The organism is Oceanicella sp. SM1341 (assembly GCF_003448965.1).
Taxonomy (GTDB): domain Bacteria; phylum Pseudomonadota; class Alphaproteobacteria; order Rhodobacterales; family Rhodobacteraceae; genus Paroceanicella.
This window is the reverse complement of the sequence record NZ_QRGC01000032.1, coordinates 12898-27030: the sequence shown is the minus strand read 5'-3', so window position 1 is coordinate 27030 and position 14133 is coordinate 12898. Positions and strand designations below refer to the sequence as shown.

Below are 14133 nucleotides of genomic sequence, written 5' to 3'. Positions count from 1 at the left end.
CCTCGGGGGCATCGAGCCCCCTTCGGGAAAGCGCCGGCTGCGCCGGCGGGCGCCCGGAACCACAGCACGCTGCACGCGAACCCCGAACCACAGGCGCGCGCCCGTGGCAGCGATCAGCGCGCCCCTGCCCGGAGCGGTCGACAGAAGCCCCGGGGGCCATTCCGGCGACGAGCGCTGTCGGCAGACTGCCCCCTCGCCACCCGGCCCGGACCGTGGAGCGGTGCGCCGGCGCGCCCGGCAGCCGGAAACCGGCTGCCCTTCTGCGGGGCCCTGGCCCCGCAGAAGCTGCGCGCGGGGCACCCGCGCGCGGGGGGCGCGCTCCCGCCCCTGCCCGGCCGGTCACCCTGCGGGGTGCGTCGACCTCAGCGCTGTGCGGTCTGCCAGCGCGGGCTGATCCAGGGCTGCACGTTCTCGCGGGCGAGCGGCTGGCGGCCGAGGATATGGTCGGAGACCTTCTCGCCCACCATGATCGAGGGGGCATTGAGGTTGCCGTTGGTGATGCGCGGGAAGATCGAGCTGTCGGCCACGCGCAGGCCGTCGACGCCGATCACCCGCGCCTCGGGGTCGACCACCGCCATCGGATCGGAGGCCCTGCCCATGCGGACCGTGCCGCAGGGGTGGTAGGCGCTCTCCACGTGCTCGCGGATGAAGCCGTCGAGCTCGTCGTCGCTGCGCAGATCCGCGCCGGGCTGGATCTCGTGACCGCGGAAGGGCGCGAAGGCCTCCTGGGCGAAGATCTCCCGCGTGAGGCGGATGCAGGTGCGGAAATCCTCCCAGTCCTGCGCCTCGCTCATGTAGTTGAAGCGGATCTCCGGGGCGTCCTCGGGGTTGGCCGAGCGCAGGGTGACCGCGCCGCGCGAGGGCGAGCGCATCGGGCCGACATGGGCCTGGAATCCATGCCCCTCCGCCGCCGCCTTGCCGTCGTAGCGCACGGCGAAAGGCAGGAAATGGTACTGGATGTCGGGGTATTCGACGCCCGGGCGCGAGCGGATGAAGGCAGCACTCTCGAACTGGTTCGAGGCGCCGAGGCCCTTGCCCGTGAGCAGCCACTGCGCGCCGATCAGCGCCTTGGAGAACAGGTTCCAGTGCTTGTAGAGGGTGATGGGCTGGGTGGCGGCCTGCTGGATGTAGAGCTCGAGATGGTCCATCAGGTTCCGGCCCACGCCCGGGCGGTCGGCCACCACGGGGATGCCGTGCTCGGCGAGATGCGCGCCGGGGCCTATCCCCGAGAGCATCAGCAGCTTGGGCGAGTTGAAGGCCGAGGCGGAGACGATCACCTCGCGCCGCGCCCGCACCACCTCGACCTTGCCGCCGCGCGAGACCTCGACACCCACCGCCCGGCCGTTCTCGATCACCACCCGGCGGGCGAGACCGCGGGTCACGGCACAGTTCGGCCGGCGCAGCGCCGGCTTGAGATAGGCGTTCGCCGCCGACCAGCGCCGGCCCTTCCAGACCGTCTGCTCCATCGGGCCGAAGCCTTCCTGCTTCTCGCCGTTGTAGTCGGAGGTGAGCTCGTAGCCCGCCTGCGCGCCCGCCTCGACGAAGGCGTGGAAGAGCGGGTTCTCGCGGGTGCCGCGGGTGACATGCAGGGGGCCGTCCTTGCCGCGCCAGTCCGGGTCGCCGCCATGGCCGCCGGAATGCCAGCTCTCCATGCGGCGGAAATAGGGGAGCACGTCGGCGTAGGCCCAGCCGTTCGCCCCCATCTCGTCCCATGTGTCATAGTCGCGCGCGTGGCCGCGGACATAGACCATGCCGTTGATCGAGGAGGAGCCGCCCACCACCTTGCCGCGCGGCGCGGCGAGGCGCCGGCCGCCGAGATGCGGCTCGGGCTCGGTCTGGTAGCCCCAGTCGTAGCGCGACATGTTCATCGGGTAGGAGAGCGCGGCAGGCATCTGGATGAGCGGCCCCGCATCGGTGCCGCCATACTCGATGACCATCACCGAGCGCGTGCCATCCTCGCTCAGCCGCGCCGCGAGCGCCGAGCCCGCCGAACCGGAGCCGACGATGACGTAATCCGCCTCGCCGACATAATCGATACCGCCGCCTGTCATTCGCCCCTCGGGAAACGCTGGCCCTCTTCGAGGACGTTGAGATCCATGTGATTGCGCATGTACCGCTCGGAGGCCTGCTGGAGCGGCTGGTAGTCCCAGGGGAAATACGCGCCATTGCGCAAGGCTTCGTAAACGACCCAGCGCCGGGCCTGGCTCTCGCGCACCTCGGCGTCGAAGCGGGCGAGGTCCCAGCGGGCGTCCGCGAGCGCCCGCATCGAGGCGAGCGCGGGCGCATGTTCCGGGGCCTCGGCGAGGTTCACGGCCTCCTCCGGATCGGTCTCGAGGTCGAAGAGCTGCTCGGGGTCGAGGGCGCAGCGCACGTATTTCCAGCGGCCCTCGACGAGGCCGACGAGCGGGGCGTAAGAGCCCTCGGCGGCATATTCCATCGGCACCGGGGCGCGCGGGCCCCCGGCCGCGACAGGCACGAGGCTCTCGCCATCGGTCCAGGGCATGACCTCCTCGAGCGAGATGCCCGCGAGGTCGGCGAGCGTCGGCGTCACGTCCAGCGTCGAGACCGGGGTGTCGACCCGGCCCGGGGCGATGCCGGGGGCAGAGACCATCAGGGGCACCCGCGCGGAGCCCTCGCGAAAACTCATCTTGAACCACATGCCGCGCTCGCCGAGCATGTCGCCATGGTCGGAGAGGAAGACCACGATCGCCTCCTGCCGGGTCGCCTCCAGCGCCGCGAGGATCTCGCCCACCTTGTCGTCGACATAGGAGATGTTGGCGAAATAGGCCCGGCGGGCCCGGCGCACGTGCTCCGGGGTGATGTCGAACTTGGTGTAGTCGTTCGAGTCGAGCAGGCGCCTGGAATGCGGGTCCTGCGCCTCGTAGGGCAGCGGCGGGCTCGCGGGGTCGAGATGGGCGCAGTCCTCGTAGAGGTCCCAGTATTTCTTCCGCGCCACGTAGGGGTCATGCGGGTGGGTGAAGCTCACCCCGAGGCACCAGGGCCTCGCGTCATGGCCGCGCGAGAGATCGTAGATCTTGCGCACGGCGTTGTAGGCCACTTCGTCGTCATACTCGAGCTGGTTGGTGATCTCGGCCACGCCCGCGCCGGTGACCGAGCCCATGTTGTGATACCACCAGTCGATGCGCTCGCCGGGCTTGCGGTAGTCGGGGGTCCAGCCGAAATCGGCGGGGTAGATGTCGGTGGTCAGCCGCTCCTCGAAACCGTGCAGCTGGTCGGGGCCGACGAAATGCATCTTGCCCGAGAGCGCTGTCTGGTAACCCGCGCGGCGCAGGTGATGGGCGAAGGTGGGGATGTCGGAGGCGTATTCGGCCGCGTTGTCATAGACCCTCGTGCGCGAGGGGAGCTGGCCGGCCATGAAGCTCGCCCGCGCCGGGGCGCAGAGCGGCGAGGCGGTGTAGGCCTGCGCGAAGCGCGCCGAGCGGGCGGCCAGCGCCTTGAGGTTGGGCGCGTGCAGCCAGTCGGCCGGGCCGTCGGGAAACAGGGTTCCGTTCACCTGGTCTGCCATCAGCACGAGGATGTTGGGGCGGCTCATTCGGGGGTCTCCGCATCGGAAATGGAACGGGCGACGAAGGCCTCGATCCGGGCGACGGCGGCCTCGGTGGCCGCCTCCGGCCGGCCGAGGGCGCGGCGCAGGTAGTAGCCGTCGATCATCGCGCCGGTGTCGCGGGCGATCTCGCGGGCAAGGGGGGCGGCCACCAGCCTGCCCAGCGCATGGGCGAGGTTGCTGTGCATCCGGCTGTGGTAGAGGGCGAGCAGGTGCTGGGCGGCGGGCTCGGTCTGGGCCTGCATGTAGAAGGCGAGCCAGGCCGAGACCACCTCGGGGCGGAACTGGCCGGTGGAGAGGTTGGCGCGCACGATGGCGCTCACCCGCTCCAGCGGCGTGGCGGCAAGCGCGAGCTGCTCGCGCACGTCGCGGCCGAGCTGGCGGTAGAGCTCGCGCATCGTAGCCGAGAGCAGCTGCTCCTTGGAGCCGAAGTAGTGGTGGGCGAGCCCGGTCGACACCTTCGCCTCCCGCGCGATGGCCCCGATGGTCACCTTGCAGTAGCCCTCGGAGTGGATGGCGCGGATGGTCGCCTCGATCAGCGCCTTGCGGCGGATCGGCTCCATTCCCTGTTTCGGCATAGGCCTCGCCTCCGGCTGCTGGTGGATCGGAAGCCCCAGACGTAGCTATTGTTGAACGCGCGTTCAATATAAAATTGATCCGCGTTCCGGCCCGTGCTTACATTGACCCCGGAGCGCCCCCGCGAGAGGATGGCGCCGCGACAGACAACAGGAGAACACCCTCATGAAACTGCCCGCCGCCGCTCTCGCCTCCGGGCTCGCCGCATGCCTCGCGCTGCCCGCCTTCGCCGCCGACCCGGAAAGCTGCGGCACGGTGCGCTTCTCGGACGTGGGCTGGACGGACATCACCGCCACCACCGGCGTGGCCAGCGTGCTGCTCGAGGCGCTCGGCTACGAGCCGGACGTGAAGATCCTCTCCGTGCCGGTCACCTATGCCTCGATGGAGAAGGGCGACATCGACGTCTTCCTCGGCAACTGGATGCCCACGATGGAGGGCGACATCGCGAAATACCGCGAGGCCGGCACGGTGGACACGGTGCGCGAGAACCTCGAGGGCGCGAAGTACACCCTGGCGGTGAACGACGCCGCCGCCGCCCTCGGCATCAAGGATTTCGCCGACATCGCAGCACATGCGGACGAACTCGACGGCAAGATCTACGGTATCGAGCCGGGCAATGACGGCAACCGCCTGATCCTCGACATGATCGGGAAGGACGCCTTCGGGCTGAAGGATTTCGAGATCGTCGAGAGCTCGGAGCAGGGCATGCTGGCCCAGGTGGAGCGGATGACCGACCGCGAGGAGCCCATCGTGTTCCTCGGCTGGGAGCCGCACCCGATGAACGCGAATTTCGACATGTCCTACCTCACCGGGGGCGACGATTACTTCGGCCCCGACCTCGGCGGTGCCACGGTCTACACCAACACCCGCGCCGGCTACGTGGCCGAGTGCCCGAACGTGGGCAAGCTGCTGGAGAACCTGAAGTTCTCGCTGCCGATGGAAAACGAGATCATGGGCGCCATCCTCGATGACGGCGAAGACCCGGAGGCGGCGGCCTCCGCCTGGCTCGCCGCCAACCCGGACACGCTGGAGCCCTGGCTCGACGGCGTGACCACCATCGACGGCGGCGACGCAATGGCCGCCGTGAAGGAAGAGCTGGGCCTCTGAGCCCGGGCGCACGGGGGGCGCCGCGCTGCGCCCCCCGAGCCTTCCCCTGCCCGCAGGGGCCGGCCGCCGGCCCTTGCACTTTCCTGCCCGCAAGGGGCGGCCTGCCGGCCCTTGCATTTTCCCGCGCGCAAGGGGCGGCCTGCCGGCCCTTGCATGTCCCTGCCCGCAAGGGGCGGCTTGCCGGCCCTTGCATGTCCCTGCCCGCCGGCGATACCGGAGAGCGCCCCGGCCTCCCCGGCCGTGCCGCACCCGACGCCTGACCTTCCCCCCGGCCGCAGCCCGCCGCTGACGCCCGGGACGCGCGCCCCCGCGCCTGCCCGCCGGCCGCCGGCCCCGCCGCCCGTGTGCCGCGCAGGCCCCGATATGCGAGAGGACCCCCCGCATGGAGTGGCTCACCGACCACAAGATCCCGCTGGGCGACTGGACCGCCGCCCTGTTCAAGTGGATCACGAAACACCTCGCCTTCCTGTTCGACGCCGTGGCCGACGCGCTCGACTGGGTGATCGAGGGGGTGCTGTGGCTGCTGAACCTGCCGCACCCGTTCCTGCTGATCGCGCTCTTCGTGGCGCTGGCCTGGTGGCTGCAGCGCTCGTGGAAGATCTGCCTCTTCGTGGGGCTGGGCTTCCTGTTCTGCATGAACCAGGGCTACTGGCGCGAGACGCTGGAGACGCTGTCGCTCGTCTCGCTCGCCTGCCTGCTGTGCATGGCGATCGGCGTGCCGCTGGGCATCTACGGCGCCCACCGGCCCCGGGTGTGGCAGGGCATGCTGCCGGTGCTCGACCTGATGCAGACCGTGCCGGCCTTCGTCTATCTCATCCCGATCATCGTGGCCTTCGGCCTCGGCATGGTGCCCGGGCTGATCGCCACGGTGATCTTCGTGCTGCCCGCCCCCATCCGGCTCACGCAGCTCGGCATCTCCACCACGCCGCCGGCGCTGATCGAGGCGGCGGAGGCCTTCGGCGCCACCCGCGCCCAGGTGCTGTGGAAGGTGGAGGTGCCCTCGGCCCTGCCGCAGATCATGGCCGGGCTGAACCAGACCATCATGCTCTCGCTCTCCATGGTGGTGATCGCGGGGCTGGTGGCGGCCGACGGGCTGGGCGTGCCGGTGATCCGGGCGCTCAACCGGGTGAACGCGGCGCAGGGTTTCGAGAGCGGCTTCGTGATCGCGGTGGTCGCGATCATGCTGGCGCGGATGTTCCAGAGGAAGGGCGGCAAATGACGGCGGTTGTCTTCGACGCGGTGAACATCGTCTTCGGCGAGACGCCGCACAGCGCCCTGCCCCTGATGGACGCAGGCCAGAGCCGGGCGCAGATCCAGGCCGAAACCGGGCAGATCCTCGGCGTACACGACTGCTCCCTCACGGTGGGCGAGGGCGAGATCCTGGTGCTGATGGGCCTTTCGGGCTCCGGAAAGTCCACCCTCCTGCGGGCGGTGAACGGGCTCAACCCGGTGTGCCGCGGCGAGGTGCGGGTGAAGGACGGCGGGGAGATGGTCTCCGTCACCCGGGCCGATGCCGCCACGCTGCGGCGGCTGCGCCTCACCCGCATCGCCATGGTGTTCCAGCAGTTCGGCCTGCTGCCCTGGCGCACGGTGGCGGACAACGTGGGGCTGGGGCTGGAGCTCGGCGGCATGGAGCGGGGCGCGCGGGAGGCGCGGGTGCGCGAGCAGCTCGCGCTGGTGAACCTCTCGGACTGGGCGACGCGCAAGGTGGGCGAGCTCTCGGGCGGCATGCAGCAGCGCGTGGGCCTTGCCCGCGCCTTCGCCACCGAGGCGCCGATCCTGCTGATGGACGAACCCTTCTCCGCCCTCGACCCGCTGATCCGCACAAGGCTGCAGGACGAGCTGCTGGCGCTGCAGAAGAACCTGAAGCGCACCATCATCTTCGTGAGCCACGACCTCGACGAGGCGTTCAAGATCGGCGACCGGATCGCGATCATGGAGGGCGGGCGCATCGTGCAATGCGGCACGCCGCAGGAGATCGTGCGCAAGCCGGCGGACGAGTACGTGGCCGAGTTCGTGCAGCACATGAACCCGCTGGGGGTGCTTCGCGCCGGGGCGATCGCCCGGCCGATGGAGGGGCCGGCGCCGGCCGATGCCATCGAGGTGGCGGCCGGGACGCCGCTGCGCGAGGTGATCTCTTTGCGGCTCGACGGCGGGCGGGAGATCGTGGTGACCCGCGACGGCGCGCCGGTGGGGCGGATCGGCGAGACGGAGATCCTCGGCGCGCTGGCCGGGGCCGGGCGCACGGAAGGCTAGGAACGTCCCGTCGGGGGCATTCAGCCCCCTCGGGCCGTCGACGGCCTGCCCCCGGGCGGCGCGCGGGGCTTCGGGCCGGGCGCGCGGGCCGCGCGCCATGTCCCGGCGGGGGGAGCTGGAGCCGGGCCGGGCGGATGGTGCCGGCGGGCCCTTGCGCCCGCGAGATGCGGCGCCGGCCTCAGGCCGTGCGGACCGGGTTCCCGGCGTCCGAAGGCTGCGGGCCGGGGGCCGGAGCCCCGCGAGAGGCCGGGCGACGGTGCATGGCGCCGCGCCGGGACGCGGGCGGTGCCCCTGCGGAGCGCCGTAGCCCGGCGGGCCCGGGCGACCCCTTTGCGGACGAGGCGCCCGGGGCCGCGGGGCCGGCCCGCCCGCGGGAGCGCGCCGGCCGTTTCGGCTCAGCCGACGCGGGGGGAGACGAGGCGCGAGGGCAGCTCGTCGATGCGGGTGACGCCCATCTGGATCATGTTGGTGATCAGGTCCTGGCGCAGGATGTGGATCACCTGCTCCGGCCCGGCGGCGCCCAGCGCGCCGAGGCCGTAGATGAAGGCCCGGCCGAGCAGGCAGAAATCGGCCCCCAGCGCCAGGGCACGGGCGATGTCGAGCCCGCCGCGCAGACCGCTGTCGAAGACGATCTTCGCCCGGTCGCCCACCACGGCCTTGATGGCAGGCAGGGCGGTGATGGCGGCGGGGGTGGCGTCGAACTGGCGGCCGCCGTGGTTGCTCACCCCGATGCCGTCGATGCCCATGGCGATGGCGCGCTCGGCCTCCTCGGGGCGCATCACGCCCTTGAGCACGATGGCGCCCTTCCAGCTTTCGCGGATGCGGGCCAGCAGCTCCCATGTCGGCACGCCGTCGAACTGGCTGCCGGCGAAGGCCGCCACCGTGGTTGCGGCGGAGGAGCCGGTGTAGGGCTCGAGCGTCCAGAACCGCGGCATGCCCTCGCGCAGCAGCGCCAGCGACCAGGCCGGGCATTTCGCCGCCCGCCAGACGGTGATGAGGTCCTTCGCGGGGGGCACGCGGATGCCGGCCTTCTTCTGGCGCTCGCGCCGCGAGCCCACCGGCACGTCGACCGTCACCAGCAGGGTGCGGAAACCGTTGCCCCAGGCGCGGGCCATGATGTCCTCGCGCACGTCGGCGTCCTTGGTGGGGTAGAGCTGGAACCAGCCGTTGCCGTTCACGTGGCGGCCCACGGTCTCGGGGTTGGCATTGGCCACGGTGGAAAGCCCCATGGGGATGTTGGCCGCCGCCGCGGCCTTTGCCAGCGCCTTCTCGCCGCCGGGCCACATCAGCCCGGTGAGCCCCACGGGCGCCATGCCGAAGGGCGCGTCGAAGCGCTGGCCGAAGATCTCGGTGGAAAGCTCCGGCACGATGTCGCCATGCATGATGCCCGGCCACATCTGCACGCCCTGCAGGGCGGACATGTTGCGCTCGGAGGCGATGTCGAGCCCGGTGCCGCTGTCGAGATACTCCCAGGCGAAATGCGGGATCCGCCAGGACGCGCGGGCGCGCAGGTCGGCGATGGACGGGAAACGGTTGTCGAGATTGTTCATTGGTTGCAGCCCCTCACTTGCGCGGCGAGACTATGCCCGCCGCCGGGCAGCCACAAGCGCATTGGCGACGCACGAAACTTGCGGGAACATCCGGCGAACGGCCCTTTAACTCGGACGCCCCGCAGGCTATCTTCCCACCCCATGAGCGATTGGGACGAGTCCGCCGATTTCGATGCCTGGGAGGCGCAGAGCCTCAGCGCGCAGGCCATGGCCGCGCGCCCGGCCCCCTATCTCGACACGCTGAACGCGCCGCAGCGCGCGGCGGTGGAGCGGCTGGACGGGCCGGTGCTGGTGCTGGCCGGCGCGGGCACGGGCAAGACGCGCGCGCTCACCGCGCGCATCGCCCACCTGCTCAACACCGGCCGCGCCCGGCCGAACGAGATCCTCGCCGTCACCTTCACCAACAAGGCGGCGCGCGAGATGAAGAACCGCATCGGCGCGCTGGTGGGCGGGGTGATCGAGGGCATGCCCTGGCTGGGCACCTTCCACGCGCTCAACGTGCGCATCCTGCGCGCGCATGCCGAGCTGGCCGGGCTGAAATCCAACTTCACCATCCTCGACAGCGACGACCAGCTGCGCCTGATGAAGCAGATCATCCAGGCCGAGGGCATCGACGAGAAGCGCTGGCCGCCGCGGCTGCTCGCCTCGCTGATCGACCGCTGGAAGAACCGCGCCTGGAGCCCCGCCATGGTGCCGCCGGACGAGGCGGCGCAGTTCGACGGCAAGGGGGCCAGCCTCTACGCCCTCTACCAGGACCGGCTGAAGACGCTGAACGCCGCCGATTTCGGCGACCTGCTGCTGCACGTGGTGCAGATCTTCCAGGCCCACCCGGACGTGCTGGCGAAATACCAGCGCTGGTTCCGCTACATCCTGGTGGACGAGTACCAGGACACCAACATCGCCCAGTATCTCTGGCTGCGGCTGCTCGCCCAGGGCCACCGCAACATCTGCTGCGTGGGCGACGACGACCAGTCGATCTACGGCTGGCGCGGCGCCGAGGTGGGCAACATCCTGAAATTCGAGAAGGATTTCCCCGGGGCCGAGGTGATCCGGCTGGAGCAGAACTACCGCTCCACCGCGCATATCCTCGCCGCCGCCGGCTCGGTGATCCACCAGAACGAGACCCGGCTGGGCAAGACGCTCTGGACCGAGGCGCCCGGCGGCGAGAAGGTGCGCCTCATCGGCCACTGGGACGGCGAGGAGGAGGCGCGCTGGATCGGCGAGGAGATCGAGGCGCTGATCCAGGGCACCCGCGGCAACGCACCGGTCTCGGCCGACGGCATCGCCATTCTGGTGCGCGCCTCCTTCCAGATGCGCGCCTTCGAGGACCGGTTCCTCACCATCGGCCTGCCCTACCGCGTGATCGGCGGCCCGCGCTTCTACGAGCGCGCCGAGATCCGTGACGCGATGGCCTATTTCCGCGTCGTGGTCTCGCCCGATGACGGGCTCGCCTTCGAGCGCATCGTGAACACGCCCAAGCGCGGGCTGGGCGACAAGGCCCAGCAGGAGATCAACCGCGTGGCGCGCGAGAACGGTGTCTCGCTGCTCGAGGGCGCGCGCATCCTGGTGGAGGGCGGCGGCCTCTCGGCGAAGGCGCGCAAGGGGCTGGCGGAGCTGGTGGCCGGGTTCGACCGCTGGCGGGCCTGGAACCGCGCCCTCGCCGCCGGCACGGTGGCGGACGGCGAGCTGCTGGTCACCGACGACCGGCCGGAGACCGACGGCCCCCTCACCCATGTCGAGCTCGCGCAGGTCATCCTCGACGAGAGCGGCTACACCGAGATGTGGCGCACCGACAAGTCGCCCGAGGCGCCGGGCCGGCTGGAGAACATCAAGGAGCTGGTGCAGGCGCTGGAGGAGTTCGAGAACCTGCAGGGCTTCCTCGAGCATGTCGCCCTCGTGATGGACAACGAGCAGGACGAGAGCGCCCCGAAAGTGTCGATCATGACCCTGCACGGCGCGAAGGGGCTGGAATTTCCCGCCGTCTTCCTCCCGGGCTGGGAGGACGGGCTCTTCCCCTCGCAGCGCTCGATGGACGAGAGCGGGCTCAAGGGGCTGGAGGAGGAACGCCGCCTCGCCTACGTGGGCATCACCCGGGCGGAGGAGCATCTCACCATCTCCTTCGCGGCCAACCGGCATGTCTACGGGCGCTGGCAATCCGCCCTGCCCTCGCGCTTCATCGACGAGCTGCCCAAGGACCACGTGGAGGTGCTCACGCCCCCCGGCCTCTACGGCGGCAGCTACGGCGCCTCCTCGCCCGGCGGCGGCTTCGGCGCCGACAGCCTGCCCGGCGTGATGCGCGGCTCCGACCTCGAGACCCGCGCGGCCAATGCCGATGCCTACAATTCGCCGGGCTGGGCGCGCATGCAGGCCCGCCGCGGCCAATACGGCACCAGCCAGCCGCGCGAGGCCCGCAACCTGGTGATCGATGCGAAGGCGGTGAGCGCGCGTACGGTGGGCGAGCGCGTGTTCCACCAGAAGTTCGGCTATGGCGAGGTGATGGAGATCGAGGGCGACAAGCTCACCATCGAGTTCGACAAGGCCGGCACCAAGCGCGTGGTGGCAAGCTTCGTCACCGCGGCCGACGAAGCGCCCTTCTGAGCCCGCCGACACGAAAAAAGCCGCCGGCCCGCGGGGCCGGCGGCTTTTTCACATGCGCTCCGCGCAGGCGGCTCAGCGGGCGAGGAACTCGCGGAACACGTCCTGGCTCAGGGTCTCGCGGCTCAGGCCACGGGCTTCGAGCGCGGTGTCGGAGAGGCGGGACAGGCGCTCGTATTCATGCGCGGCGGCGAGACCCTCGCGCAGCGAGGCGAACACGTCGAGCACGGCTCGGAAGGCCGAGCGGACGCGGCCATGGTCGGGGGCGTGGGAGAAGGTTGCGGTGGTCATGGCTCTGGTCTCCTGATCGGGTCGGGCGGCGGGGCCGCATCTCTTGCCTTCTAAAATCGTCGAAATCGCCCGTTTTGCAACGCAGCAATCGCGAAGACCCGCCTTGCGCTGAGCGAATGGCTCCGGCCGCCTGCGGGCACGCAATTTTAATGAATATGTTCAGCTTTCCCGCGCGGCGGGCCGATACCAGCCATGCGCCCGGCGCGGGGCCGGGCTATTGTGCACCGCAGCACAGGCCTGCGGCGGCGTTTTCCCGTTGCGCGGGGGGCCTGCTGGGGTACCGTCGGGGCGCAAGACCGATGGAGACACCCGCATGACCACCCCCCCGCGCGACGCCCGCGCCCTGAGCCTGCTGCACCACCGCGCCGAGAGCCTGCACAAGGGCGACCCGCTGTCGCTGCCGCTCACGCTGTCGAGCGTGTTCCACCTGCCCGGAGACCCGCAGGCGGAGTTCACCTATGGCCGCTTCTCCACCCCGGTCTGGCAGGAGCTGGAGGCGCAACTCGGTGTCATCGAAGCGGCGGACTGCGTGGTGTTCCCCTCCGGCATGGCGGCGATCGCGGCGGTGTTCTACGCCCATCTGAAGAGCGGCGACCGGGTGCTGATGCCGTCGGACGGCTATTACACCGGCCGGGTGCTGCTGGAGCGCTTCCTGGTCAAGCTCGGGGTGGAGCCGGTGCTGCGCCCCACGCTGGACTTCGCCACCACCCCGCTCGACGGCTTCGCCATGGCCTTCATCGAAACCCCGTCAAACCCGGGGCTCGAGGTGTGCGACATCGCCGCCTTCTCGGCCCGGGCGAAGGCCGCCGGCGTGCTCACCGTGGTCGACAACACCACCTGCACCGCCTTCCTGCAGCAGCCGCTCGACCTCGGCGCCGATCTCGTGGTGGTCTCCGACACCAAGTCGAGCGCCGGGCATTCCGACGTGCTGCTGGGCCATGTCGCGGCGCGCGACCCCGGGCTGCTGCAGCAGGTGCGCGACTGGCGCACCCTCTCCGGCGCCATCCCCGGCCCCTTCGAGGCCTGGCTCACCCATCGCGGGCTCGAGACGCTCGACGTGCGGCTGGAGCGCATGTGCCGCTCGGCCGGCGTGATCGCCGAACGCTTCGCCGCCCATCCTGCCGTGCAGTCGGTGCGCTACCCCGGCCTGGCGGACGACCCCTCGCATGCCATCGCGGCGAAGCAGATGTCGGGCTTCGGCTTCATCATCTCGCTCACGCTGGAGAGCGCGGAGGCGGCGGAAGCCTTCATCACCTCCTGCACGGCCCTCGCCTCCACCACCAGTTTCGGCGGGGTGCATTCCTCGGCCGAGCGCCGGGCGCGCTGGGGCGACGCGGTGGCGCCGGGCTTCGTGCGCCTCTCCGTGGGGGTGGAGCCCACCGAGGCGCTGTGGTCGGCCTTTGCCGCAGCGCTGCCCGGATAAGCCGGCGCACGCGTCAAGAAAGCGTCATGCCCTGTGGATAAAAGGTGATCGCGCAGGGCCTGACACCGCATCTGGAGGGCTTGCGCGAATGTGAAGGCCATATATAGTTGCCTTAACTGGGACGGGCACGTCCCGTCCTGGCACCCGCTTTGGGTGGCGACAGGACGGAGGCCCAGTTGCTGATGAATACCGACTTCTCGACGAGTTTCGTAAGGAGCCCGGCGGCCCTGCGGGAGCACCCGGCACTGGTGCTCAACGCCGATTTCCGGCCGCTCTCCTATTTCCCGCTCTCGCTCTGGCCATGGCAGGAGGCGGTGAAGGCCGCCTGGCTGGACCGCGTGCAGATCATCGCCGAATACGATGTCACGGTCCGCAGCCCCTCGACCGAGATCCGCCTGCCCTCGGTCGTGGTGCTGCGCGACTACGTGAAGCCCGCCCGCATGGCCGCCTTCACGCGCTTCAACCTGTTCCTGCGCGACGAGTTCACCTGCCAGTACTGCGGCTCACGCGGGGAGATGACCTTCGACCACGTGGTGCCCCGCTCGCGCGGCGGGCGCACGACATGGGAGAATGTCGTCGCCTCCTGCTCGCCGTGCAACCTGCGCAAGGGCAACAAGACGCTGAAGCAATCGGGGATGAAGCTGCGCAAGCCCGCGATGCGCCCCTCGCCGGACCAGCTGCAGAACGTGGGGCGGAAATTCCCGCCCAACTTCCTGCACGACAGCTGGCTCGACTATCTCTACTGGGACGCCGAGCTGGACGCCTGAACC

11 protein-coding genes are annotated in these 14133 nt (G+C 70.5%); 6 read left to right on the top strand and 5 right to left on the bottom strand.

The features are described from left to right. Positions 1-362 precede the first annotated feature (362 nt). From betA to betI, 3 genes are read right to left on the bottom strand one after another with little or no spacing between them, the layout of a single operon-like run. Positions 363-2051: a choline dehydrogenase gene (gene betA, locus D3P35_RS21925; protein WP_118137910.1), complete on the bottom strand. Its 1689-nt coding sequence runs from the start codon at positions 2049-2051 to the stop codon at positions 363-365. Further along, a complete protein-coding gene (betC, locus tag D3P35_RS21920) occupies positions 2048-3553 on the bottom strand; it encodes a choline-sulfatase (RefSeq protein WP_118137908.1) in 1506 nt (501 codons plus the stop codon). The genes betA and betC overlap by 4 nt, the downstream gene beginning before the upstream one ends. Further along, positions 3550-4143 (bottom strand): transcriptional regulator BetI, encoded by a 594-nt coding sequence (gene betI / locus D3P35_RS21915; RefSeq protein WP_118137906.1) that lies wholly within the window; start codon positions 4141-4143, stop codon positions 3550-3552. Before betI ends, betC begins: the two co-directional genes overlap by 4 nt. A gap of 163 nt (positions 4144-4306) precedes the next feature. Here betI and D3P35_RS21910 point away from each other — a divergent pair, with 163 nt between their 5' ends. The 3 genes from D3P35_RS21910 to choV all read left to right on the top strand — a co-directional run bounded on the left by D3P35_RS21910 (position 4307) and on the right by choV (position 7504). Next, complete coding sequence (locus D3P35_RS21910; RefSeq protein ID WP_118137904.1) at positions 4307-5248, top strand: choline ABC transporter substrate-binding protein; 942 nt, start codon at positions 4307-4309, stop codon at positions 5246-5248. 382 nt (positions 5249-5630) lie between these two features. Further along, a complete protein-coding gene (choW, locus tag D3P35_RS21905; protein WP_118137902.1) occupies positions 5631-6467 on the top strand; it encodes a choline ABC transporter permease subunit in 837 nt (278 codons plus the stop codon). Continuing rightward, positions 6464-7504, top strand: a complete 1041-nt coding sequence (gene choV, locus D3P35_RS21900; protein ID WP_118137900.1) for a choline ABC transporter ATP-binding protein — start codon at positions 6464-6466, stop codon at positions 7502-7504. Before choW ends, choV begins: the two co-directional genes overlap by 4 nt. Before the next feature lie 395 nt (positions 7505-7899). On the opposite strand, the gene D3P35_RS21895 is transcribed toward choV, so the two are convergent. After that, on the bottom strand, positions 7900-9054 hold the full coding sequence (locus tag D3P35_RS21895) for an alpha-hydroxy acid oxidase (RefSeq protein ID WP_118137898.1): 1155 nt from the start codon (positions 9052-9054) through the stop codon (positions 7900-7902). A gap of 141 nt (positions 9055-9195) precedes the next feature. On the opposite strand from D3P35_RS21895, the gene D3P35_RS21890 reads away from it, so the two are divergent. Beyond that, positions 9196-11652, top strand: a complete 2457-nt coding sequence (locus D3P35_RS21890; protein ID WP_118137896.1) for an ATP-dependent helicase — start codon at positions 9196-9198, stop codon at positions 11650-11652. Positions 11653-11724: 72 nt separating this feature from the next. Here D3P35_RS21890 and D3P35_RS21885 read toward each other — a convergent pair whose 3' ends face one another. Further along, complete coding sequence (locus D3P35_RS21885; RefSeq protein WP_118137894.1) at positions 11725-11940, bottom strand: hypothetical protein; 216 nt, start codon at positions 11938-11940, stop codon at positions 11725-11727. A gap of 313 nt (positions 11941-12253) precedes the next feature. On the opposite strand from D3P35_RS21885, the gene D3P35_RS21880 reads away from it, so the two are divergent. Together D3P35_RS21880 and D3P35_RS21875 are read left to right on the top strand one after the other, a co-directional pair. Further along, positions 12254-13363, top strand: a complete 1110-nt coding sequence (locus D3P35_RS21880; RefSeq protein WP_118137892.1) for a cystathionine gamma-lyase — start codon at positions 12254-12256, stop codon at positions 13361-13363. Positions 13364-13545: 182 nt separating this feature from the next. After that, a complete protein-coding gene (locus D3P35_RS21875; protein ID WP_118137984.1) occupies positions 13546-14130 on the top strand; it encodes an HNH endonuclease in 585 nt (194 codons plus the stop codon). The last annotated feature ends 3 nt before the right edge of the window (positions 14131-14133 follow it).

What these genes read in the sequence shown, in the direction of transcription:
- D3P35_RS21910 (WP_118137904.1), top strand. Translation starts at nt 4,307, where the DNA reads ATGAAACTGCCCGCCGCCGCTCTCGCCTCCGGGCTCGCCGCATGCCTC.
- choV (WP_118137900.1), top strand. Translation starts at nt 6,464, where the DNA reads ATGACGGCGGTTGTCTTCGACGCGGTGAACATCGTCTTCGGCGAGACG.
- betI (WP_118137906.1), bottom strand. Translation starts at nt 4,143, where the DNA reads ATGCCGAAACAGGGAATGGAGCCGATCCGCCGCAAGGCGCTGATCGAG.
- choW (WP_118137902.1), top strand. Translation starts at nt 5,631, where the DNA reads ATGGAGTGGCTCACCGACCACAAGATCCCGCTGGGCGACTGGACCGCC.
- D3P35_RS21890 (WP_118137896.1), top strand. Translation starts at nt 9,196, where the DNA reads ATGAGCGATTGGGACGAGTCCGCCGATTTCGATGCCTGGGAGGCGCAG.
- D3P35_RS21885 (WP_118137894.1), bottom strand. Translation starts at nt 11,940, where the DNA reads ATGACCACCGCAACCTTCTCCCACGCCCCCGACCATGGCCGCGTCCGC.
- D3P35_RS21875 (WP_118137984.1), top strand. Translation starts at nt 13,546, where the DNA reads ATGAATACCGACTTCTCGACGAGTTTCGTAAGGAGCCCGGCGGCCCTG.
- betA (WP_118137910.1), bottom strand. Translation starts at nt 2,051, where the DNA reads ATGACAGGCGGCGGTATCGATTATGTCGGCGAGGCGGATTACGTCATC.
- D3P35_RS21880 (WP_118137892.1), top strand. Translation starts at nt 12,254, where the DNA reads ATGACCACCCCCCCGCGCGACGCCCGCGCCCTGAGCCTGCTGCACCAC.
- D3P35_RS21895 (WP_118137898.1), bottom strand. Translation starts at nt 9,054, where the DNA reads ATGAACAATCTCGACAACCGTTTCCCGTCCATCGCCGACCTGCGCGCC.
- betC (WP_118137908.1), bottom strand. Translation starts at nt 3,553, where the DNA reads ATGAGCCGCCCCAACATCCTCGTGCTGATGGCAGACCAGGTGAACGGA.